The following is a 20,617-nucleotide window of genomic DNA, read 5'->3' on the forward strand; positions in this document are numbered from 1 at the left end:
CTTCCTGTTTTTCAACCCATTTACTAACGTAAATTCTCCCACATCTAGTGCAAAATTTACTTTTACATGTAAAGCCTACTCTCTTACTTTCCATGCATTCTAAACACATATACTCTGTATATCCCTTTTCTAGCCTCCCACAGTCCATTGCTTTTTCAACTGTTTCTATAACATCTGCCCTTATTACCTTCGGAATTCTTTTAATTTTTTTCTTTAAAAAGTTTTGCCAATTATCTTGCAATATTTTTTTTAATGTTACTTTAGTCATCTCTTCATCTCTCTTTTTTCAATACTTATACATATATTTTAGCAAGTTTTCCACAGATTTTGAAATTTTATAATTTCCTACTTAATACAAAAAAAGAGCACCTTTTCTGATGCTCTATGTAATATTATAGCTGACCTGGTTTTTGCCCCCACACTCGCCTGCTGGAGATTTCGCTTGGGTTTGCCGTACTACTATCCCTCTCGATTATAATCGGCAGGACTTACTTCTAAGCCGCACCATGATCGTTAATTCATTTTTGAATTAACTTACGTGGATCCTTTCGCCTGCGACTGGCTTGGATTTTCAACCACAGACCTATAATATTGACTAAAATAGTTTATCAAATTTATAACCTTATGTCAATTCAAATTATTTTACCGCTTTTAATTTTGCAATATCACTCCAATTGCTAGCAGTAATCATTTCTACATTTGATAAATCTTTTCTAATTCCTTTTATTTCTCCTTCAATTATATTTATATTATTTATCATATTATCATGCTCAGCTTTATTAACTTCTGAAGAATGTTTTAGAGACCTCAAAATTCTAGTATTTTCTTCTTGTTGCACTTCCATTCTTTCTTGTCTTTCCTTAATACATTTTATATCTAATTTAATTTCTGTTAATAATTCTAATATTTTTTCATTCATGATATCACCTCATATAATACATTATATACTATATTATAACTTTATATCAATTGTATTTCCTAAATGAGGTTTAACTGATCTTTCCATGGCCTTAACATTAGTATTCATCATGTCATTAATAAAATTTGCCTTTTGCTCTGATGTATCCATTGCCTTTTTCATAACAGAAATACTTACTTCTTGAGCAAGCTTTGCTTGACTTAGTCCAATAGACATAGCTCCTATATCCATAATATTCCCTCCTATTTTTTATAATCTACAAATACACCTTGAGCATGATTATATTTAGTATTATATCCTCTATAAGCTTTCATATTGTTTCTTAAATTTTTTTTATCATTTTTAACCTTGTTCAACTCTTCTTTTACCTTATCAAACTCTTCTTTTACTTTACTATTGTTTATTTTATCTATTTCATCTATTTCTCTAGTTATATTCAATATATTTTCTACTGTATTTTTTAATTCTTTGATTTCAGGGTATTTTTGGATATCTATATTTTCAATATTAGTTATACCTAAATCCTCTTTTATTTTTATATATATGCTGTAAAACTTTTTATCTAATTCATTTACTTCTTCTATTTTTTCTTGTTTTTTCTCTATATATTTAAGTAAAGAATCTGCATTATTCTTTTCTATCTCTACCTTTTGCATTTTAGTTATTTCATATATTTCTTTCATTATATTATACTTTGTGTTGCTAATTTGAATTAGAAGATTTATTAAGTCTTTTATATTCATAAATTTACCTACCCTCTTTGTTTTCGAGCTAGTGCCATGGCTTGCTTCCAAGTATCCCTAAATTCAACTACAAATTCTTTAACTTCTTCAAGTATTACCTTATCCTTTTTTATATTAGCATCAATAAGCCTTCTATGAAGATAATCATAAAGTTGTCTTAAATTTTTAGATATTTCATAATTCATATCAAGAGTTATATTAAGCTCATTTATAATATTTTGTGCTTTTACTATATTAGTATTAGCTTTTTCTATATTCTTTTCATCTATTCCTATCATAGCTAAATTTATAAACTTAATACATCCTTCATAAAGCTTTAATGTAAGTTCTTCTGGTGTTGCTGTATTTATAGATTGTGTTGCATATTTTGCATAAGGATTTGCCATTGCCATATTTAATTCCCCCCACTATATTTTAAAATTTTAGCTACATGCCCATGCCCATTTGAGACATAAGCCATGAACTTTGAGAATTCATTTTACTCATTGCTTTTTCAAGAGCAGTAAATTGTCTCCAATATCTATCTTCTATTCTATTTAATCTATCATTTTCATTAGATATTTTCTTTTCAATATCTAATATGCCTTTATCTATTAAACTCAACGACCCTGTTCCAGTTAAGTTATTTCCCGTTACAAAATCCATAAGTATGTTTGTTTTTACATCTCTATATAAATCAGAGTTATCTCCTGTACCAGATTTATCTATTATGTCTTCCATTCCTGATATAAAATCATCATAAAGTCTAGTTATAAGTCCTGATTCAGCTCTTTTTTCTTCATCAGTTGCAGTATCATCAGCTTGCTTAAACAGTAAATCTAAAACTCCATCTACATCATTTGTTATTGCATCTTTTAATTTAGTTTCATCTATTTCAAGTTTACCTTTACTTTGATATTCTCCTGTAGTTATTCCTATTTCAGTTAAAAAAGAATATCCAGATAATTTTCCTGAATCTCCTGCACTATAATCATTATATACAGGTTCATATAAGCCAGATCTCGTAGTACTAAGTATTTTAGTTATTACTTCATCATTTCTTAAAAGTCCTGATTTTGCCTTTTCTTCCCAAAGCTTTATTGTATCTTCATCCATGGCATCCTTTTGTTCTTGAGTTAAAGGCTTATAATCTCTATATCTTTTTTCTCCTATTTTCTTATTCAATTTATCTATAAGTTCGTTATACTTGTCTATAAATCCTTTTATTTTATCATAAACTTCATTTACATCAGTATCTATTTGTATTGTTGCATTTCCTGTAGATTTTGCAGTTATACTTATTCCATTTATAGTAAAATTATTTGATGAATAAGTTATACCATTAGCTCCATCAAAATTAATTATTGCATCTTTTCCTTGATCAATAGCATTTATAGGATCTCCTGAATTATATAAAGTTAAGTCTGTATCTAATTTACTACTTACTCCTGTAAATATGCCTCCAGTATCTGAAGTTATTTTTATTTGTGCTGAAACTCCTGTTGATTTTGTTGATAAGAAAAATCTTTTAGCAGTTGAATCATAGCTTGCCTGAAGTCCTAGTGAATCTCCATCAACTGTTGTTGCATTATTTATAGCATTAGCTAAATCACTAAGAGAATCTGTTGATTTATAGCTTACATTTACAGTTTTTGTAGTTCCATCTACATCTATTTCAAAAGTAATACTTCCATCCGCTGCTACTCCTAACTCATCTAAAGTTCCATTTGTTACTCCTAACTCACTTTGACTTGCTTTATTAACACCTTCTGCCAATTGCGTTATATTTATAGTATGTGTTCCTGTTACTGAACTAGATGTAGCTATAACATCAGCAATACTTGTATCTGAAGCAGTAGCTTTTTTCATCCACGAAGCACTACTTAGTGTACCAACCGAATTAATTTCTAAATCTTTTTTAGTATCTAATATAAAATTTGCTATATCCTTATTTATATTATTATAACTTTCTTGAGTCCACAACTTAATTTGTTTTTGTTGTTCATATTTAGTTAATCTAATCTTCTCAGCATCCATAAGCTGTTTAATCATGGTTTCGGTGTCCATACCTGTAGCCATACCACTTATTCTCATTATATTAGACATACACACTCACCCCTATCCTCTTTTATCTACAAAAATACCTGCTCTTTCACACATATCAGCTACCATATCTAATATCTTTTCTGAAGGAATTTCTTTTATCACTTTCTTTGTTTCATTATCAACTATTTTTACGACTATTTCCTTAGTTTTTTCATGTATTGAAAATTTAAGATGGCTATTTGTTCCTAAAAGTTCTTTATTAGATTTTTCAATAGCTTCTATTAGCTTTTTTTCTCCTGGAAAAGAAACATTCTCTTCTTTTTTTTGTGATTGTTTTACTACGTCTTCTTTATTTTCAGACTTATTCTTATCATTAACTATTTCTGATTTAGCCCCAACAATTTGATTATTGAACATAGAAGAATCTACTCTCATATCACACTCTCCCTCTTATATTTTTTCTAACATATTTATCGGTAATAAGTATATTTAAGTTTATATATATATTAAAAAAAGAGCCATGGCAAAAGCTTTGGCTCTTTTTAGTGTATATTTTCTGTTCTTTTATCTATTATCTTAAAAGTTGAAGCACTCCTTGAGGAGCTTGTTTAGCTTGAGCAAGCATAGCTTGAGCAGCTTGAGATAAGATGCTGTTCTTAGATTGTTCCATCATTTCCTTAGCCATGTCTACATCTCTAATTCTAGATTCAGCAGCTGTTAAGTTCTCAGAAGATGTATCTAAGTTTTTAATTGAATGCTCTAATCTATTTTGATAAGCACCTAGAGCACTTCTTTGCTCAGATACTTTCTTAATAGCAGCATCTATATCATCTATAGCCATTGATGCGCCAGATTCAGTAGAAACATCAACTGTATTAACTCCAAGAGCAGCTGATCTCATATCACTAATACCAAATGACATTGTCTGCCCTCTGTTAGCACCAATTTGAAGACTTACAGCACCTTGAGCAGCAGCTTCTGTTTGTACATTTGTAAGTCCCATATCTTCTAATGTAGAATCACCATCTTGTTCTACAAAACTTATAGAGCCACTTGGACTAGAAATTACTAATTTCCCATCTTTTGCATCTACTGTTACATCTTCAATAAAACCTTCATCTCCAGCTGATAACCCAGCATTAGTATTATAGGTACTAATAGCATTATTTATTTTAGTTTGAATATCACTTGCAACAGTATCTCCTGAAGTTGTTCCAGCTGTCGCAGCAGCTAATGTACCAGTTTTAAGTGTAACATCACCGATTTTAAATGTTAAAGTTTCAGTACCCGCTAATGTAAAGTCTACTTTAGCGTCACCACTTTTAGTAATTGTACCATTAGAACCGTCTCCAAGATATAAGTCTAACACAGAATTAGCGCCACCTGGTGTAAATGTAATTTCTGATTCTTCTCCTTTAATGCCACTTTCAATAACTAATTTACCACCATTTTCATATAAATTTATATGAGATACTTTAGCTCCTGCTGCATTTGTTTCATTATATTCATCAATTGCAGCATTAATTGCATCTTCTAAACTTTCTACAATATCTGCTACTTCTTCTACTGTAGCACCAGAGTTATCTGCATCTAATGCTGATCTCTCTGCATCTGTTAAATGCTTCATCCAATCAACTTCAATATCATGACCATCAATTGTGATAGTTTCTTTTTGATGAGCAGCAGTAGTAAAATCAATACTTGTAGCATCTTGTTTAATATTATTAGTTGATATTTGAGATGCAGTTTCTAGGCTCATGCTTAGTGCACCAGTAGTTACATTTTCACCTATAACAGTTGTTGCATCTCCTGCCATATCACCATTTAAAAGCTTCTTTGTATTAAACTCAGTTGAATTACCTATTCTATCAATTTCAGATTTTAGTTGTTCTATCTCATCTTGTATAGCACCTCTATCATCATTTGTTGCAGTTCCGTTAGAAGCTTGAACAGATAATTCTCTCATTCTTTGAAGAATAGATTCTGTTTCTTGAAGCGCACCTTCAGCTGTTTGAATCATAGAAATGCCATCTTGAGCATTTCTAGAAGCTTGATTAAGTCCTTTAATTTGTGCTCTCATTTTTTCAGATATTGCAAGTCCTGCTGCATCATCACCAGCTCTATTGATTCTTAAACCTGATGATAATTTTTCAATTGACTTACTCATATTAGCATTGTTGATTCCCAACTGACGGTAAGTATTCATTGCCATTAAATTATGATTGATTCTCATATATATTACCTCCTTGAATTTTTTATATGGGCTTCCTTTCCCATAATTTTTTATTTATATCAAGCCTTTTAGGCTTAATAACTAATAAAACAAAAAGAGGAGTTAACTAATTAGATAAAATCATCCTGATTATCTCTAATTAGCTAACTCCTCCATGAGTTTTTTTATATTTTTTAAATTACTTCTTTAGCTTCTTGTTCTTTTTCCCAGACTTCTCCTCTTATTATCTTCATTTCTCTTGGAGCGTCTATTGCAAGTCTTAACTGTCCACTTTCACTTTTTATGACCTTCACTTTTATCTTGTCATCAATTACTATATATTCTCCTGGCTTCCTGCCTAATACTAACATTTTGGTTCCCTCCTTAATTTTTTAACAAAAAAAGACGATTAATAGGCCTATTTATTCTCCTCATCCTGAGAAGTTAAATAAGCTTATTAATCGTCCATGATTTTATTTTATTGAATTTTATTACATTTATTATATCGAAATTATTTATTGGTACTTTATGCTTTTATAAAAATTTTTTGTTTAATGTACCATTTATTTCTTTCATATACTATATCGATATTTTTTTTAAAGACTTTATACTTTTTTTAAAATTTTTCAGATGAAAAACTTATGCTTTTACTTTTAATAATTCTTGTTATTTGTTCTTTCCAAAACTTCCCCTCTTATTATCTTCATTTCTCTTGGCGCAGCTATTGCAAGTCTTAACTGTCCACTTTCACTTTTTATGACCTTCACTTTTATCTTTCCATCAATTACTACATATTCTCCCGGCTTCCTGCCTAATACTAACATTTCATTCACTCCTTGAATTTAAATTCTCTTAAAGTAAAAGGCCGGTTGCACTACTAACTCCATATAACTCAAGTGCCCAAATACAAGTTATGTATCTCTGTTTCCTTACCTTTATAAATTTATATGTACTATAAAACAAGTTATATTTTAACATAAATTTAACATAAATTTAACATTGATTTAATATAAATTAAAAAAACTGTTAAAACAAATATATTCTTAACTTTGTTTTAACAGTTTTTAATTACTTAAAAATTATTTATTAAATTTTCTTATAGTATCACATATTATTTTTATTTCTTCTTTTTTGAGCCCAACTGAACTTGGTAAGTTTATTCCTCTATATGCTAATTCCTCTGTAACACTCATATCTAAATATCTATAATTTACATACGGAGGCATTTTATGGACTGGACTAAAAAATGGTCTTGAATCGATTCCATTTTCTTTTAATTCTTTTATAAGTTCATCTCTAGTAATACCAAAATCATCTTCTATAATAATCGAATACAGCCAATAAACATTTTTTGCATATTCTTTTTCAGCAGGTACACTAATTCCTTTTACATCTTTTAAAAGTTTATTATAAAGCAAAGCATTCTCTCTTTTTATTTTTATATATTCTTCTATAAATTCAAGCTGTGCACACCCCATGGCAGCAAGAATATTTGGCATTCTGTAGTTATACCCTATTTCTTCATGATAAAATCCACCATTATCAAGTATAGTCTTAGTCTGTGTAGATAAGTATTTTGCTCTTTCACCTATCTCCTCATTATTAGTAACAAGCATTCCTCCAGCACCCGTAGTTATCAACTTATTTCCATTAAAACTAAAACACCCTATATCTCCAATTGTCCCTGTATGTTTTCCTTTATATAAAGAACCTAAACTTTCTGTTGCATCTTCTATTACATATAAATTGTGTTTTTTTGCTATATTCATTATTTTATCCATATCAACAGGATGTCCATATATATGAACTACAAGTATAGCTTTTGTACTCGGGGTTATAGCTTCTTCTATCTTTTCAGCATCCATTACAAAGGTATCTCTACTTACATCTACAAATACAGGATTTGCTTCTAGGTATCTTATTGCATTCACAGGAGATATAAATGTAAGAGATGGAACTACAACCTCATCACCTTTCCCTATTTCAAGTGCTTTTAATGCAAGATGAATTGCTGATGTTCCATTTACAGTCACTACTGCTTTTTTTATATTTAAATACCTCGAAAAATCTTCTTCAAACTTATCAACATAACCTCCAGCACTAGATACCCAATTTGTATCCAAGCATTCTTTAATATACTTCCACTCATTTCCTCTTATCTCAGGCACACATAAAGGAATCATATCTTCAACTCCTAATCTTTTTTTTAATCACATCACTCTTCTTAGTAGAATGCATATGAAAATATTCATCGCATGAGTGTTATTTTCATGTGCATCCTACGACCACACCTAAACATTATAAATATTCGTTTTAAAATACTTCATATTATTTCTTATCCATTCTATAGTTTCAGATAATCCTTCATCTAAAGTATATTTAGGACTCCAATTTGTTAGCTCTTTTATTTTAGTATTATCTGCCCATAATCTGTTTACTTCACTTTTTTCTGGTCTTAATCTTTGCTCATCTGTAATTATTTTTACATCTTTAGCTATTATATTTATAATTTTATTAACTAAATCACCTATACTTATTTCATAATTTGATCCAGCATTTATAACCTCTCCAATAGTTTTTTCACTTTTAGCTATTTCTATAAAAGCTTCAGCTGTATCTTTTACATAATTAAAATCTCTTGTAGGTGCTAAACTTCCAAGCTTTATTTCTTTTTTTCCAGAAAGTATTTGTGATATTATAGTTGGAATTACAGCTCTAGCTGATTGTCTTGGGCCGTATGTATTAAAAGGTCTAATTGTAGCTATTGGCATATTAAAGCTTCTATAGAAGCTTTCTGCTATTTTATCAGCTCCAATTTTTGAAGCCGAGTATGGAGATTGTCCTTGAAGTGGATGTTTTTCATCTATTGGTACATATAAAGCTGTTCCATAAGTTTCACTAGTTGACGTATGAACTATTTTTTCAGTTTCATATTCTCTACAGGCTTGTAAAACATTAGCCGTTCCTTCTACATTTGTTCTTACATATGCCATAGGTGATTGATAAGAGTATGGTATAGCAATAAGTGCTGCAAGATGAAATACTACATCTTGTCCTTTAATTGCTTTAGAAACACTGTCATATTCTCTAACATCTCCAGTATACACATTTATTTCTTTTTTTATATTTTCATCAAAAGTTTCTATCCATCCCCAATTATTAAATGAATTATATTGAACAAGTGCTGTAACATCTGCTCCAATTTCAACTAGCCTCTCAGTTAAATGACTTCCTATGAATCCTTCTGACCCTGTAACGAGAACTTTTTTACCTTTTAAATTCAATATAATCACCTCTTAAAAATTTTAAAATATTCTTCATTTGCTCTATTATAATCTTCTATATATCCTATATCCATCCAATATTCAGTAATAGGAAAGCTTCCTATACATTTATTTTCTTTTATTATTTTTTCTATTAATGTTGTTATATCATAATACTCAAAGTCAGGAATATCCTTTATTACTTTTGGATCTAAACAATATATTCCCCCACTTACAAAATTATTTATAGTTGGTTTTTCTGTAAGCTTTACAACTTTATCTTCTTGAAGCTCTAAAACTCCATAAGGAACATTAATATCATATTTACGACTTGCTATTGTTATACAGTTTTCATTTTCAATATGATAATTCATAAGCTTTTCAAAGTTGAGTTTTGTAAGTATATCTCCATTTATAACAAAAAAATGTTTATCTAAATACTGCTGAGCAAGCTTTATAGCTCCAGCAGTTCCCATTCTTTTCGGTTCATATATATAATCTATCTTTACACCAAAATTTTTGCCATCTTGAAAATAATCTTCTATAATATTTGATTTATAATTAACAGATACTAATATATTCTTATATCCAAAATCTCTAAGCTGAGTAATAATAGTTTCAAGTATTGGTCTATCTCCTACTCTTAACATAGGCTTTGGAATTTCTTCTGTAAGAGGTCTAAGCCTAGTTCCTAGTCCTCCAGCCATTATTAATGCATAATTTTCTTTTTCTTTTGCATTAGTATGTAAATCATTAAAAAATATAATATCTACTACCTTCATATGTTCATCTACAACTGGTATTTGAAGAATTTGTTTACTTATAAATATATTTTTTACGAATGTGTCTGAATAATCTTTGTGTACAAATACGCAGTTAGTATTAGTTATTTTTTTTGCTTTTTCTTCCAATGAAATCCCATTAAGTAATGCTCTTCTTATATCTCCGTCTGTTATAGTCCCTATTAGTTTATCACTGTCATCTACTATAACTGCTATTCCCTTTGCAGACTCGTCTATAATTTTCATTATTTCTTTTAAAGAAAAATCTGGTTTTGCAAATACGTCCTGTATTTTCATGTAATCACCCTTTTAAATTTTTCATATAAAATTGTGCTATATTAAAATCTTCAAGTGAATCTATATCTATCGAACTTACCCTATCCATTACATATGGAATTGTTCTATTTGTTTCAAAATCTTTAAACTCTAATAATTTATCTGTTTTTGCTATATATATTGCTCCATTCAATCTATATAATTTAGGAAAATCTTGTCTTCTTGTTAGTTTTTTCTTATCGTACGCTATAAAGTCTTGTAGATGTCCATTGTTATCTATTTTTTTCATCCAAAAAGGTGTATGTTCAACTTCAGTAACTGAAATAATAGAATCAACTTTTTTATTAATAATTAACTCAACTGCTTCATCTATATGATTTTCATTTCTCAAAGGAGATGTACACTGAAGAAGCAATATATAATCTGGATTGTAATTTGAATTTTCTTTTAGCTTTTTTATTGTATGAATAATTACATCCATTGTAGGAGTATCATCTTGAGCTAAATTTTCAGGTCTTAAAAAAGGAATATCAGCTCCATATTCTTTAGAAATTTGTGCTATTTCTTTATCTTCTGTATTTACTAAAACCTTACTTACATACTTAGATTTTTTTGCAGCTTCAATTGTCCACGCTATTAATGGTTTCCCATTAAAATTTTTTATATTTTTTCTTGGAACTCCTTTTGATCCCCCTCTTGCAGGTATTATTGCTAAAATTTCCACTCAATCAACCCTCCTTGCTACTTCTGTTTATATAAAAGAAAATGTACAGGTTTTTTATCAGGATTATTTAAAATCCATTCATCACATAATTTCTTATATATATATTCGTTATGAACTCTCTTTCCTATATAAAAATCTAAAGTTTGCTTTGAAAAACTTTTTTTAAATTTAAAAAGCCTATCTTGAGAATCTTTTGTAAGTCCTCCTCCAAGATGCATTACCTTAATCCCTTTGCTTTTACCGTATTTTATTGCTTCCATAAGCATTAAGTTGTTAGGAGCATACTTTAGGTATTCACTCAAACTTCCTGATAAATGGTAGTGAAAGTATTGACCATATTTTAAAAAAAGCCCTCCAGCAATAACTTTGTCTTTTAAAGTAACTTCAAATAGAATACAGTTATCATTTTTACTTATATTTTCAAAGTATTCATCATCAAAATAATAAAACGAAGAGGCTTTAACCTTTTCCATTGTTTTATAATAAATTTTTTTAAATGTGTCATAATCATTAGATTCTCGTACATTTAATCCAAATTTTTCTGCTTTCCTTATCATATTTCTGTTCTTACTGCTTATTGAATTTTCCCATATAGCTTGTATATCTTCTTGTAGATTTACAATTACAGTTGTTCTATTTTTTGAAACTTCTATATTATGTTTAAATATATTGATATTATTCATCAATGAATTAAATCTTATAAATTCAGCAATAATATTATTTGATTTACAGTAGTTTAAGAATTCATATTCAAAAGAGTATAAAAATTCTTCATTATGCGAATTAGACACAGGCCCTGTATATCCATACACAGTTTCAATATCAAAATACTCATCTTTTAAATTTTCATTTTCTATTTTATTTAACATAAAAGGATATAAAGCCATTTTTCCATTATTTTCATATACAAAGCATCTAGCTTCACTTGTTCCTTTTTTCTCATTTAATTTATGATAATGTGAAGTATAATATATATCTTGATACTCTATTGGCATATATGATAAATATTCATTCCATTTATCATTTTCACATGTAAATACATTAACCATATTAATCCCCTTCTAATTTAGTTACTACTTTTTAGAAAGCTAAATATAACTCTATCCATATCTTTAAAATCATATCTTTGATCTATAGGTATTGTTAAAATATTTTTTCCTATTTCGTTGTTAATATTCCAATGTATAGGACAATATATTTTATTATTCATAAGTAGCTTTCTGATTTTATCTCTATTATTATTTTTTATATACACTGGAAAGCCTAATGGTATGTTGTCATTTATTTTATTAATGTCAAATATAGTTTCTATAAACTCTATTTTTTTTATTTTTTCATATAAATATTTATAGTTTTCTTGACGCTTTTTTTTGATATATTCAATATCCAAAGAGCTTAATAATTTTTTTGATATTATATTCATTCCATATGCTTCTTTTCTTTTATAATAAAATTTTTCTGCTTCTTTAAATGTATTTAGATAATTTTCTTCATTTCCTATTTCATAATCTATATATAGCTTTTTTTCACTTCTTCCTTTGTTTATTAGCTCGTAGTATTTATCTTTTGTTTCTTTATAAATTCTGTTATTTTTAGATAATAATATACTTCCATCTATAGGAACAAATTTTCTATAGCTGTTAAATACATAATCTCCTATAAAGTTATTATTTTTAAACCAAAGCATTTGAACTGCATCTTCTATTATTTTAAAATTGTATTTTTCTCTCATTTTTTTTAAAAATTCTATAGTTTTTCTATTATGATAAAATCCAAAATAATTTATAATATAAATTGCTTTTATATTTTTATTTGAAATTTTTTCTTCTAAAGACTTTAAATCTATAGATAAATCCTTATTTATTTTATAAAAAATATACTTTATATTTTTTTCATGTAATGAATATAATATAGTTGGACACAAGTGATTAGGCATTAGTATAATATCGCCTTTGCCAATTTCTAAATCATTTAATACTGCTCTTAATGCACTTTGTCCTCCACTTAAAAATGTAGCTTTAATATTTTTAAAGTTTTTACTATTTTTATTGAAAATTTCAGGTGTAAACCAAAACTCTCCACCTATTGGTTTGATAAATTTCATAACTATTACCTACTTTTGTGCTTGTACTATCCAACTTTTTATTTTTACAGTTTGATTTTCATGTGTTGTTTCTATATAATCTATTTTTATATTTTTAAATCCAACTTCCGTAAGGTAGTTTATTAATTCATCTTCAGTAAAAAAGTGAACTGTTCCAACACCACTTAAAGGCCCTTTTGTTATATTTGTATAAGTATTTTCTTCTATTTTTTCTCCAAGTCCACACCCTAAAGTTTCTGTAGAAAAAGACATAGAAAAAAATTTTCCTTCATTTTTTAATACTCTATAAACCTCTTTGTATATTTTTTTTATTCCTTCTATTTTGTTATGAACTACGCATTGAATATCTACTACACAATCAAATTTTTCATTCTCATAATCTATACTACTTACATCCCCAACAGTAATTTGACTTTTTAAATTTTCACTTTCAAGTCTTTCCTTTGCCTTGTTCACAGCTGTTTGAGATCCATCTATTCCATATGAGTTAAATTTTTCTCGACTTAAATACCATAAATTTGCTCCTGTTCCACATCCAATTTCTAATATATGAATTTTATTTCTATCCTTTTTATAATAATTTCTAGCTATAAACCTTATTAGTTCCTCTGGTGGATATTTTCCCCATTCTTTTTCTCTATGAACTTTTTCCCATGTTCTATCAAAAGATTCCATATTATATGTCCTCCCATTTTATAGGTTCATCTTCAGTTAAATCTCTTTTTAAAGTTCTACCTACTAATATATCTATAAATTCGGGTTTTATTCCATTTCCTGGTCTTTTAAATTCAAACATATCTTTAGTTAATATTGTTCCCTTTTTTAATTCTTTAGAAGCTACTATGCTTCTTCTAACCTGATCCATTATTTTCAATTCTCTATTTGTTGGTTTTTTTATCCCTTTTCCAAGTAAAGCCTCTGTGTTTCTTATGCTTTTTACAAATTCCTTTAACTCAGAAGGATTTAATGATGCTTTATGATCAGGCCCTTCCATCTTCTTATCTAGTGTAAAATGCTTTTCTATTATTACTGCTCCAAGTGTTACTGCTGCTATTGCAGCTTCATATCCAAGAGTATGATCTGAATATCCTATATTCACTTTAAATGCATTTTTTAAAGTCACCATGGCATTTAAATTTACATCTTCATAATTAGTAGGATAATCTGTTGTTGCATGAAGAAGCGTAACATCTCTGTTTCCCTCAGAATATATTGCATCTAATGCTTTTTCTACCTCTCCTAAAGTACTCATTCCAGTTGAAAGTATTATTGGTATTTGTTTTTTTGCTATTTCCTTTAAATAATCTATATTCGTTACTTCCGTTGAGCCTACTTTTATATAATTTACTCCTAAATCACATAAAAAGTTGAGACTGTCTATATCATCTGGTGTTGATAAAAACATTATATTTTTGCTTTCACAATACTTTTTTAACTTTGTAAAATCGTCATAAGAAAGCTCTAGTTTTTTTACCATTTCAAATTGAGACTCTGTTTGTTCTGTATTTTCTTTTTGATACTGTGCTTTATCAGCTTTTTTTCCTATTATTTTTTCAGTTTTAAATGTTTGAAATTTTACTGCATCTGCTCCTGCTTCAACAGCTTTGTCTATTAAATCATATGCAAGTTCTATTTTTCCATTATGATTAACCCCTGCTTCAGCTATTATAAAAACTGACATATTACCCTCCAAATACTAGTTTTTTCTTTAATAGTTTTTCTCCTATTTCTATTTTTCTTAAGATATCTACTATTTCCTTGCTTGTATTTCCATCACCATAAAGACTCTTTGTATTTTTAGCTATTTCTCTAAATTTATCACTTAAAGCTCTGTTCACAGCTTTTATTATTTCTTCTTTATCATATCCACAGGAAATTATGTTTTCTGCTTTTAATCTTCCCTTTTGCCTATTTCCTATGTCTACTGCTGGTATTTTGAGATAAGGTGCTTCTACTACTGCACTTGATGAATTTCCAACAACTGCTCCACAAAATTTCATAGTGCTTAAATATCTTCTTGAACCTAAACTTTTATATACATGGATATTTTTATTTTTAGTTTTAAAATATTCAAGTCTATCTATTATATATTTTCCTCCACTATCACTATTAGGATATGTTATTATCGTTTTTTTATTTAAAGTATCAAGTGCCCCAATTAAATTATCTATTTGATATTCTAAATTATTTATCTCAAGTGTAACTGGATGAAATGTAACTAAAAGTGTTTCTCTATCCACTTTAAATCCAAAGTATTGCTTAAGTTCTTCACTGGAATAAAATTTCATATTTTTTATATTTTCTATTCCAGGATCTCCAACATTGTATATTCTCCAACTTTCTTCACCCATTTTTCTTATATTTTCTGCATAATATTTATTACCCGGGAAATGAATATGGGCCATTTTTGTTATTGCATGTCTTATTTGCTCATCTATTGCCCCTTCTGTAATTTCTCCTCCAGATATATGAGCTATAGGAATGTTCATAGCCATGGCAGTTGCAGCTGATGCAAATATTTCGTATCGATCTCCAAGTATTAAAAGTATATCGGGAGTTATTCTTAAAAATGTTTGAGATAGATTGCTCATAAGAAATGCCATGGATTTTGAAATATATTCTTTGCTATCAGTTTCAAATAATATATTTATACTTTCTTCTATTTCAAAACCGTCATTTTCTATTTCTTTAACAGTATATCCATGCTCTTTTGATAGATGATTTCCTGTTACTATAAGATACAATCTTAAATTTTTATGCTTCTTAATTTCTTTTATAGTATTGTATAAAAGTCCGTATTCAGCTCTTGTTCCTGTAACTACCGCTATTTTTTTCATATCAACCTCCACGAAGGTTTTTAATTCTTTAAAACTTCTAAAGCATATTCACAAATTTCTTGTATATATTTATATTGATTTATAGAAGATTTAACTAATTTTCTCTGTTTATTTAAAATATCATCTTCTTTTTCTAGATTTCTTCTTATTTCATCTTGAATAGTAAATAAAAACACATCACATATAGGATGAATAAACTTATCATAAACCTCATTTTTTTCTATAATTTTATTGAATTTATCTAACTTCTTATTATTCTTAAGAACTTTATTGTCATTTCTTCCTTTTGCTAAATCATTTTCCATCTTGATACATATATTTATAGCGTCCTTAGTTAAATCAAGTATATTGTCAATTTCTTTTGATATATAGCCTTTAACATCTTCTATTATATTTTTATCTATATTGTTTTTATTAAAAGATTCTTCATATATATTGTTTACTTTTTCATTAATACCTATTAATTTACAGTATTCTTCAATTGTTTCCTTAAATGTATTTATTTGAGTTCCTTTTATTCTTGCTCCACCTTCAGTTGCATCTATAAATAAAATATCTTCGTGATTACTTATATAATTTTCAAAAGATATTCTTAAAGAGTTCCAGTTTTTATTTGTATATACATCATTTCCATATATATCTTTTATCTTTATTCTTTCCCATTGCTCACTTTCCATTACCTCATTATGAACAGCTCCCTCTGCATATGCACTTCCATCTGTATATGCAAGATCTTGTCCAATAAATATTATTGGATTACATCCCATTTTTTTTGCAACATCTCCTGCTATTACTGAAACAGTAGCAGCTGATTCAATATAAGGTGTATTTAAGTTTATCTTCTTTTCTATCCAATTTGATATAAAATCTGAATCTAATTTCATGTATACTTTAGGTCCTTTATATTTGTTTAATCCTTCATAATGAAGTTTAGGACTATATATAAACTTAACATCATTCCAATGTATTCTTTTAAATATTTCACTTTCTTCTTGTGATCCATCTATACCTACCATAAAATGAGGCTTTATATTATTCTTTTGTAAAATATTAACGGCAGATCCAACTCCAAATATCAAAGCATTATCTTTTATATCATTTAATAAATGCATATTCTTTTTAAGCGATGGCCCTGCACCAACTATTACAGCAGGATATCCACCAAATTTATCTAAATAATCTTTTACTAAAGCACTTTTTGGATACTCATCTAAGTTTTTAACAATATTTGTTAGCCAATCCTTTGCAAATACTATTTTAGTTGCAATATTATTTCCAAATAATGTTGCCTTACCCTTAAAATCTTCTTTTAAATTATTCCACCAATCCATATATATATATCTATAACTATTTAATGCTTTGAATATTATTCCATCTATCATACCTTCATTATTACAGTGATATATTGAACTGCTTATTTCTTTATAATTGTTTCCTATAAGAATAATTATTCTATCATCAATAAAATTTCTTATATCTACAATTGTTAAAGCTGCTAAAAATAAATTTATATCTGGTTCTATAATAATCATCTTTTTTATCTCTGTTTTTAAAAGTTCTTTTATATGATATCCGAGCCCAAATCCTAATACACATATGTTTTGTTCATCTTTTAAATCATCCATCCAAAGTTTTATTTCTCTATCCATATCATAATTACTATATAAATAAACTTTTCCTTGAGAATAATTTGCTATTAAATTCTGTCTTCCTTGTATATCTTCTGTGATTAAAAAATTACTTAAATCTGGTTCAAAATCATTTAATTTTTTATATAAAGCAGGAAAGTTTTTTTTTATAATTTCAATATTTTGTTGAAATAAATCCAATAGTATCACTCCTAATTTTATGCCAATTATTATTTTAATAAAGGTATTATTTCAAAATAAAATATATCTGCTAAATATACATAATCTTTATTAGATAGCGCATCTATACATATATTCATACAGTATTTAATTTTTGTTTTAGACTCATTACTTAGATTATCCTGTGATAATTCTTTTCCTAAAAACTGAAGTATGCTGTTCATAATATTATTGTCTAATTTCTCACCTTTATATATGCTATCTCTAAACAACTCTATTTCTTTTAATATATTCATACAAATCACCTTTGCGTTTTTATATTATTTTCTTTATTATTAAGTATTCTCTATATTTTTTTTAATATTTATTGTATTACAAAAAAGCCAGAGTTTTCACCCTGACTTCAATTATTATCTTAGAAGTTGAAGTACTCCTTGTGGATTTTGATTTGCTTGTCCCAGCATTGCTTGTGCTGCTTGACTTAAGATGTTTGCTTTAGTTGAATTCATTATCTCTTTTGCCATGTCTACATCTCTTATTCTTGATTCTGATGATTGTAAGTTTTCACTTGCAACGTCTAAATTCTTAATTGTATGTTCTAATCTATTTTGTATTGCTCCTAATTTTGATCTAGCCGTTGAAACGTTTCCTATAGCTGTACTTATAGCAGTAATTGATGCTTGTGAATCTGTCGTAGTTGATACTACTACATTTGAAACTCCTAATGCAGAAGCTGTCATTGCAGTTATACTTACAGCTAATGTTTCTGCACTATTTGCTCCTATTTGAAGCGTTACATTAGTATCTGACAAAGTACCATCTAATAATGTCTTTGTATTGAATTGAGTTGTTGTTGCTATTCTATCTATTTCTGATGTTAATTGATCTAATTCTGATTTTATAGCCGTTCTATCTGATGCAACATTCGTATCATTTGATGCTTGTGTTGCAAGCTCTCTCATTCTTTGTAGTATTTCTTGAGTTTCATTTAATGCTCCTTCTGCTGTTTGCACTAGTGAAATACCATCTTGAGCATTTCTTGATGCCTGATCTAGACCTCTTATTTGCGCCCTCATTTTTTCAGAAATTGATAGACCTGCTGCATCATCTCCAGCTCTGTTTATTCTTAATCCTGAAGATAATTTTTCAATAGATTTTGCTTGATTTCCTGCATTAATTCCTAACTGTCTGTGTGCATTCATTGCCATTAAATTGTGATTTATTCTCATATCAAATTCCTCCTTGAATTTTATTGGAGCATCCATGCTCACTTATATTATTTATTTTTTTATAACTATCTTAATAATTGTAAAACTCCTTGTGGATTTTGATTTGCTTGACCTAACATAGCTTGTGCTGCTTGAGATAATATATTTGCTTTAGTTGAATTCATCATTTCTTTTGCCATGTCTACATCTCTTATTCTTGATTCTGATGATTGTAGGTTTTCACTTGCAACGTCTAAATTCTTAATTGTATGTTCTAACCTATTTTGAACAGCTCCCAATTTTGATCTTTGAGTTGAAACCTTTCCTATAGCTGCACTTATTAATGTTATAGACGCTTGTGCTGATCCTGTGCTTGCAACTCCTACAACAGATGAATCTATTGATAATGCTGCAGAACTCATAGCTTCAATTTTTAATCCTAAAGTTTCACCACTATTTGCTCCTATTTGGAATGTAATACTTGCTGTACCAGATGCAATACTTCCATCTAATAGATTTTGTGTATTGAATTGAGTTGTTGTTGCTATTCTATCTATTTCTGATGTTAATTGTGTTATTTCTGTTTGTATAGCAGTTCTATCTGCTGCTACATTTGTATCATTTGATGCTTGTGTTGCAAGTTCTCTCATTCTTTGTAGTATTTCTTGAGTTTCATTTAATGCTCCTTCTGCTGTTTGAATAAGAGAAATACCATCTTGAGCATTTCTTGATGCTTGATTTAATCCTCTTATTTGTGCTCTCATTTTTTCAGAAATTGATAGACCTGCTGCATCATCTCCAGCTCTGTTTATTCTTAGTCCTGAAGATAATTTTTCAATAGATTTTGCTTGATTTGAAGAGTTTATTGATAATTGACGATGGGCATTCATTGCCATAAGATTGTGATTAATTCTCATAATTAATTCCTCCTTGAATTTTATTGAGCATCCATGCTCGTTTTTTTGTTTCTCATAAATTATATCGAAATTATTTTATTATTCTTTATAGAAATTTTATTTTTTTATTAATTTTTTTAATTTTGATATATCCATTTTACCTATTGCTTCTTTATTTTCCTCAACTATAGCCTCTTTTACTTCTTTTCTTAAAATTTCAACATTTTTAGGCGCTTTTATTCCAAGTTTTACCTTACCTTCAGATATTCCTAAAACAACCACTTCTACATCTTCATTTATTATAATACTTTCTTCTTGCTTCCTACTAAGTATTAGCATATTATGCACCTACCTTTTCAAATATCATATATCTTAAAGGATACCTTTCATCTAATATTAATTGTTTTCCTTTTTTGTTTTTATTATTTATAATAATAGGTGCTTGAAGATTAGTCCTCATTTCTTTTATATTTTCAGGTATTGTAACTATAGTATATACAGATAAATCCTGCGTATTTTCTATTTTTAATTTTTTTATAGCATTATCTGGTATTTTAAATTCATATTCTTTATTTACTGAAAATGGATTTATTATTGGAAAAGTTACATCTTCTTCTATAGCTTGAAGATAATCTATTATAAGTTCTTCATCCTTTATTATTAAAAAATTTTTTAAATGTTCAAATCCTGGTATTCCATCTTCAAAATGTATTATTTTACTTTCATCTATTTCTATTTCTCCAAAGTTTTTAGTTTTTAATTTCAACTCTATTCACCTCTTTATTTTATTATTAAATTAAACCTTACAATAATAATATCG

Annotated in this window: 25 protein-coding genes and 1 riboswitch; all 25 genes read right to left on the bottom strand. The window is 28.1% G+C overall.

The annotated features are described in order from the left end of the window. Nucleotides 1-268, bottom strand: a 268-nt coding sequence (locus BUA77_RS06745) for a transposase zinc-binding domain-containing protein (protein WP_200773935.1), incomplete at its 3' end; no start/stop codon positions are given. Nucleotides 269-637: 369 nt separating this feature from the next. Continuing rightward, nucleotides 638-919: a hypothetical protein gene (locus tag BUA77_RS06750; protein ID WP_072888546.1), complete on the bottom strand. Its 282-nt coding sequence runs from the start codon at nucleotides 917-919 to the stop codon at nucleotides 638-640. Between the two features lie 33 nt (nucleotides 920-952). After that, nucleotides 953-1,150: a YjfB family protein gene (locus tag BUA77_RS06755; RefSeq protein ID WP_072888548.1), complete on the bottom strand. Its 198-nt coding sequence runs from the start codon at nucleotides 1,148-1,150 to the stop codon at nucleotides 953-955. Between the two features lie 11 nt (nucleotides 1,151-1,161). Next, a complete protein-coding gene (gene flgN, locus BUA77_RS06760) occupies nucleotides 1,162-1,662 on the bottom strand; it encodes a flagellar export chaperone FlgN (protein ID WP_072888550.1) in 501 nt (166 codons plus the stop codon). Between the two features lie 8 nt (nucleotides 1,663-1,670). Then, nucleotides 1,671-2,054 carry a flagellar export chaperone FliS gene (gene fliS, locus BUA77_RS06765; RefSeq protein WP_072888553.1) on the bottom strand — a complete coding sequence of 128 codons (384 nt, stop codon included), beginning with the start codon at nucleotides 2,052-2,054 and terminating at the stop codon, nucleotides 1,671-1,673. A gap of 34 nt (nucleotides 2,055-2,088) precedes the next feature. After that, complete coding sequence (fliD, locus tag BUA77_RS06770) at nucleotides 2,089-3,747, bottom strand: flagellar filament capping protein FliD (RefSeq protein WP_072888555.1); 1,659 nt, start codon at nucleotides 3,745-3,747, stop codon at nucleotides 2,089-2,091. A 12-nt stretch (nucleotides 3,748-3,759) separates the two neighbouring features. After that, entirely contained in the window at nucleotides 3,760-4,122 is a 363-nt protein-coding gene (locus BUA77_RS06775; protein ID WP_072888557.1) for a flagellar protein FlaG, read from the bottom strand. Nucleotides 4,123-4,258: 136 nt separating this feature from the next. Continuing rightward, complete coding sequence (locus BUA77_RS14540) at nucleotides 4,259-5,920, bottom strand: flagellin N-terminal helical domain-containing protein (RefSeq protein ID WP_084605598.1); 1,662 nt, start codon at nucleotides 5,918-5,920, stop codon at nucleotides 4,259-4,261. 173 nt (nucleotides 5,921-6,093) lie between these two features. Then, nucleotides 6,094-6,270: a carbon storage regulator gene (locus BUA77_RS06785; protein ID WP_072888561.1), complete on the bottom strand. Its 177-nt coding sequence runs from the start codon at nucleotides 6,268-6,270 to the stop codon at nucleotides 6,094-6,096. Nucleotides 6,271-6,552: 282 nt separating this feature from the next. Continuing rightward, nucleotides 6,553-6,723: a carbon storage regulator gene (locus BUA77_RS06790; RefSeq protein WP_072888563.1), complete on the bottom strand. Its 171-nt coding sequence runs from the start codon at nucleotides 6,721-6,723 to the stop codon at nucleotides 6,553-6,555. A 30-nt stretch (nucleotides 6,724-6,753) separates the two neighbouring features. Further along, a riboswitch (cyclic di-GMP riboswitch) is annotated at nucleotides 6,754-6,836 on the bottom strand. A gap of 142 nt (nucleotides 6,837-6,978) precedes the next feature. Beyond that, nucleotides 6,979-8,082: a LegC family aminotransferase gene (locus BUA77_RS06795; RefSeq protein WP_072888565.1), complete on the bottom strand. Its 1,104-nt coding sequence runs from the start codon at nucleotides 8,080-8,082 to the stop codon at nucleotides 6,979-6,981. A 108-nt stretch (nucleotides 8,083-8,190) separates the two neighbouring features. Next, nucleotides 8,191-9,183: an NAD-dependent 4,6-dehydratase LegB gene (locus tag BUA77_RS06800; RefSeq protein ID WP_072888568.1), complete on the bottom strand. Its 993-nt coding sequence runs from the start codon at nucleotides 9,181-9,183 to the stop codon at nucleotides 8,191-8,193. A gap of 5 nt (nucleotides 9,184-9,188) precedes the next feature. After that, nucleotides 9,189-10,241 carry a nucleotidyltransferase family protein gene (locus tag BUA77_RS06805; RefSeq protein WP_072888570.1) on the bottom strand — a complete coding sequence of 351 codons (1,053 nt, stop codon included), beginning with the start codon at nucleotides 10,239-10,241 and terminating at the stop codon, nucleotides 9,189-9,191. A 4-nt stretch (nucleotides 10,242-10,245) separates the two neighbouring features. Then, complete coding sequence (locus BUA77_RS06810; RefSeq protein WP_072888572.1) at nucleotides 10,246-10,944, bottom strand: acylneuraminate cytidylyltransferase family protein; 699 nt, start codon at nucleotides 10,942-10,944, stop codon at nucleotides 10,246-10,248. Nucleotides 10,945-10,961: 17 nt separating this feature from the next. Continuing rightward, complete coding sequence (locus tag BUA77_RS06815; RefSeq protein WP_072888574.1) at nucleotides 10,962-11,993, bottom strand: lipid II:glycine glycyltransferase FemX; 1,032 nt, start codon at nucleotides 11,991-11,993, stop codon at nucleotides 10,962-10,964. A 17-nt stretch (nucleotides 11,994-12,010) separates the two neighbouring features. Further along, entirely contained in the window at nucleotides 12,011-13,048 is a 1,038-nt protein-coding gene (locus tag BUA77_RS06820) for a DegT/DnrJ/EryC1/StrS family aminotransferase (RefSeq protein WP_072888581.1), read from the bottom strand. A 9-nt stretch (nucleotides 13,049-13,057) separates the two neighbouring features. Further along, nucleotides 13,058-13,723: a class I SAM-dependent methyltransferase gene (locus tag BUA77_RS06825; protein WP_072888583.1), complete on the bottom strand. Its 666-nt coding sequence runs from the start codon at nucleotides 13,721-13,723 to the stop codon at nucleotides 13,058-13,060. Nucleotide 13,724: 1 nt separating this feature from the next. Further along, nucleotides 13,725-14,729: an N-acetylneuraminate synthase gene (gene neuB / locus BUA77_RS06830; RefSeq protein WP_072888584.1), complete on the bottom strand. Its 1,005-nt coding sequence runs from the start codon at nucleotides 14,727-14,729 to the stop codon at nucleotides 13,725-13,727. 1 nt (nucleotide 14,730) lies between these two features. Then, a complete protein-coding gene (neuC, locus tag BUA77_RS06835; protein ID WP_072888586.1) occupies nucleotides 14,731-15,885 on the bottom strand; it encodes a UDP-N-acetylglucosamine 2-epimerase in 1,155 nt (384 codons plus the stop codon). Nucleotides 15,886-15,905: 20 nt separating this feature from the next. Next, complete coding sequence (locus BUA77_RS06840; protein WP_072888587.1) at nucleotides 15,906-17,714, bottom strand: motility associated factor glycosyltransferase family protein; 1,809 nt, start codon at nucleotides 17,712-17,714, stop codon at nucleotides 15,906-15,908. Between the two features lie 29 nt (nucleotides 17,715-17,743). Beyond that, nucleotides 17,744-17,989 carry a hypothetical protein gene (locus BUA77_RS06845; protein WP_072888589.1) on the bottom strand — a complete coding sequence of 82 codons (246 nt, stop codon included), beginning with the start codon at nucleotides 17,987-17,989 and terminating at the stop codon, nucleotides 17,744-17,746. Nucleotides 17,990-18,103: 114 nt separating this feature from the next. After that, the gene (locus tag BUA77_RS06850) at nucleotides 18,104-18,922 is read right to left on the bottom strand and encodes a flagellin N-terminal helical domain-containing protein (RefSeq protein WP_072888591.1); all 819 of its coding nucleotides are present in this window, start codon (nucleotides 18,920-18,922) and stop codon (nucleotides 18,104-18,106) included. 65 nt (nucleotides 18,923-18,987) lie between these two features. Continuing rightward, a complete protein-coding gene (locus BUA77_RS06855; protein ID WP_072888593.1) occupies nucleotides 18,988-19,818 on the bottom strand; it encodes a flagellin N-terminal helical domain-containing protein in 831 nt (276 codons plus the stop codon). 96 nt (nucleotides 19,819-19,914) lie between these two features. Further along, nucleotides 19,915-20,136, bottom strand: a complete 222-nt coding sequence (gene csrA, locus BUA77_RS06860; RefSeq protein WP_072888596.1) for a carbon storage regulator CsrA — start codon at nucleotides 20,134-20,136, stop codon at nucleotides 19,915-19,917. Between the two features lies 1 nt (nucleotide 20,137). Beyond that, nucleotides 20,138-20,563 carry a flagellar assembly protein FliW gene (gene fliW, locus BUA77_RS06865; protein WP_072888598.1) on the bottom strand — a complete coding sequence of 142 codons (426 nt, stop codon included), beginning with the start codon at nucleotides 20,561-20,563 and terminating at the stop codon, nucleotides 20,138-20,140. Nucleotides 20,564-20,617: the final 54 nt, after the last annotated feature.

Source organism: Tepidibacter formicigenes DSM 15518 (assembly GCF_900142235.1).
Lineage (GTDB): Bacteria > Bacillota > Clostridia > Peptostreptococcales > Peptostreptococcaceae > Tepidibacter > Tepidibacter formicigenes.

What these genes read in the sequence shown, in the direction of transcription:
- BUA77_RS06845 (WP_072888589.1), bottom strand. Translation starts at nt 17,989, where the DNA reads ATGAATATATTAAAAGAAATAGAGTTGTTTAGAGATAGCATATATAAA.
- BUA77_RS06825 (WP_072888583.1), bottom strand. Translation starts at nt 13,723, where the DNA reads ATGGAATCTTTTGATAGAACATGGGAAAAAGTTCATAGAGAAAAAGAA.
- BUA77_RS06755 (WP_072888548.1), bottom strand. Translation starts at nt 1,150, where the DNA reads ATGGATATAGGAGCTATGTCTATTGGACTAAGTCAAGCAAAGCTTGCT.
- csrA (WP_072888596.1), bottom strand. Translation starts at nt 20,136, where the DNA reads ATGCTAATACTTAGTAGGAAGCAAGAAGAAAGTATTATAATAAATGAA.
- BUA77_RS06850 (WP_072888591.1), bottom strand. Translation starts at nt 18,922, where the DNA reads ATGAGAATAAATCACAATTTAATGGCAATGAATGCACACAGACAGTTA.
- BUA77_RS14540 (WP_084605598.1), bottom strand. Translation starts at nt 5,920, where the DNA reads ATGAGAATCAATCATAATTTAATGGCAATGAATACTTACCGTCAGTTG.
- neuB (WP_072888584.1), bottom strand. Translation starts at nt 14,729, where the DNA reads ATGTCAGTTTTTATAATAGCTGAAGCAGGGGTTAATCATAATGGAAAA.
- neuC (WP_072888586.1), bottom strand. Translation starts at nt 15,885, where the DNA reads ATGAAAAAAATAGCGGTAGTTACAGGAACAAGAGCTGAATACGGACTT.
- BUA77_RS06855 (WP_072888593.1), bottom strand. Translation starts at nt 19,818, where the DNA reads ATGAGAATTAATCACAATCTTATGGCAATGAATGCCCATCGTCAATTA.
- BUA77_RS06815 (WP_072888574.1), bottom strand. Translation starts at nt 11,993, where the DNA reads ATGGTTAATGTATTTACATGTGAAAATGATAAATGGAATGAATATTTA.
- BUA77_RS06795 (WP_072888565.1), bottom strand. Translation starts at nt 8,082, where the DNA reads ATGATTCCTTTATGTGTGCCTGAGATAAGAGGAAATGAGTGGAAGTAT.
- fliS (WP_072888553.1), bottom strand. Translation starts at nt 2,054, where the DNA reads ATGGCAATGGCAAATCCTTATGCAAAATATGCAACACAATCTATAAAT.
- BUA77_RS06790 (WP_072888563.1), bottom strand. Translation starts at nt 6,723, where the DNA reads ATGTTAGTATTAGGCAGGAAGCCGGGAGAATATGTAGTAATTGATGGA.
- flgN (WP_072888550.1), bottom strand. Translation starts at nt 1,662, where the DNA reads ATGAATATAAAAGACTTAATAAATCTTCTAATTCAAATTAGCAACACA.
- BUA77_RS06775 (WP_072888557.1), bottom strand. Translation starts at nt 4,122, where the DNA reads ATGAGAGTAGATTCTTCTATGTTCAATAATCAAATTGTTGGGGCTAAA.
- BUA77_RS06785 (WP_072888561.1), bottom strand. Translation starts at nt 6,270, where the DNA reads ATGTTAGTATTAGGCAGGAAGCCAGGAGAATATATAGTAATTGATGAC.
- fliD (WP_072888555.1), bottom strand. Translation starts at nt 3,747, where the DNA reads ATGTCTAATATAATGAGAATAAGTGGTATGGCTACAGGTATGGACACC.
- BUA77_RS06805 (WP_072888570.1), bottom strand. Translation starts at nt 10,241, where the DNA reads ATGAAAATACAGGACGTATTTGCAAAACCAGATTTTTCTTTAAAAGAA.
- BUA77_RS06750 (WP_072888546.1), bottom strand. Translation starts at nt 919, where the DNA reads ATGAATGAAAAAATATTAGAATTATTAACAGAAATTAAATTAGATATA.
- BUA77_RS06820 (WP_072888581.1), bottom strand. Translation starts at nt 13,048, where the DNA reads ATGAAATTTATCAAACCAATAGGTGGAGAGTTTTGGTTTACACCTGAA.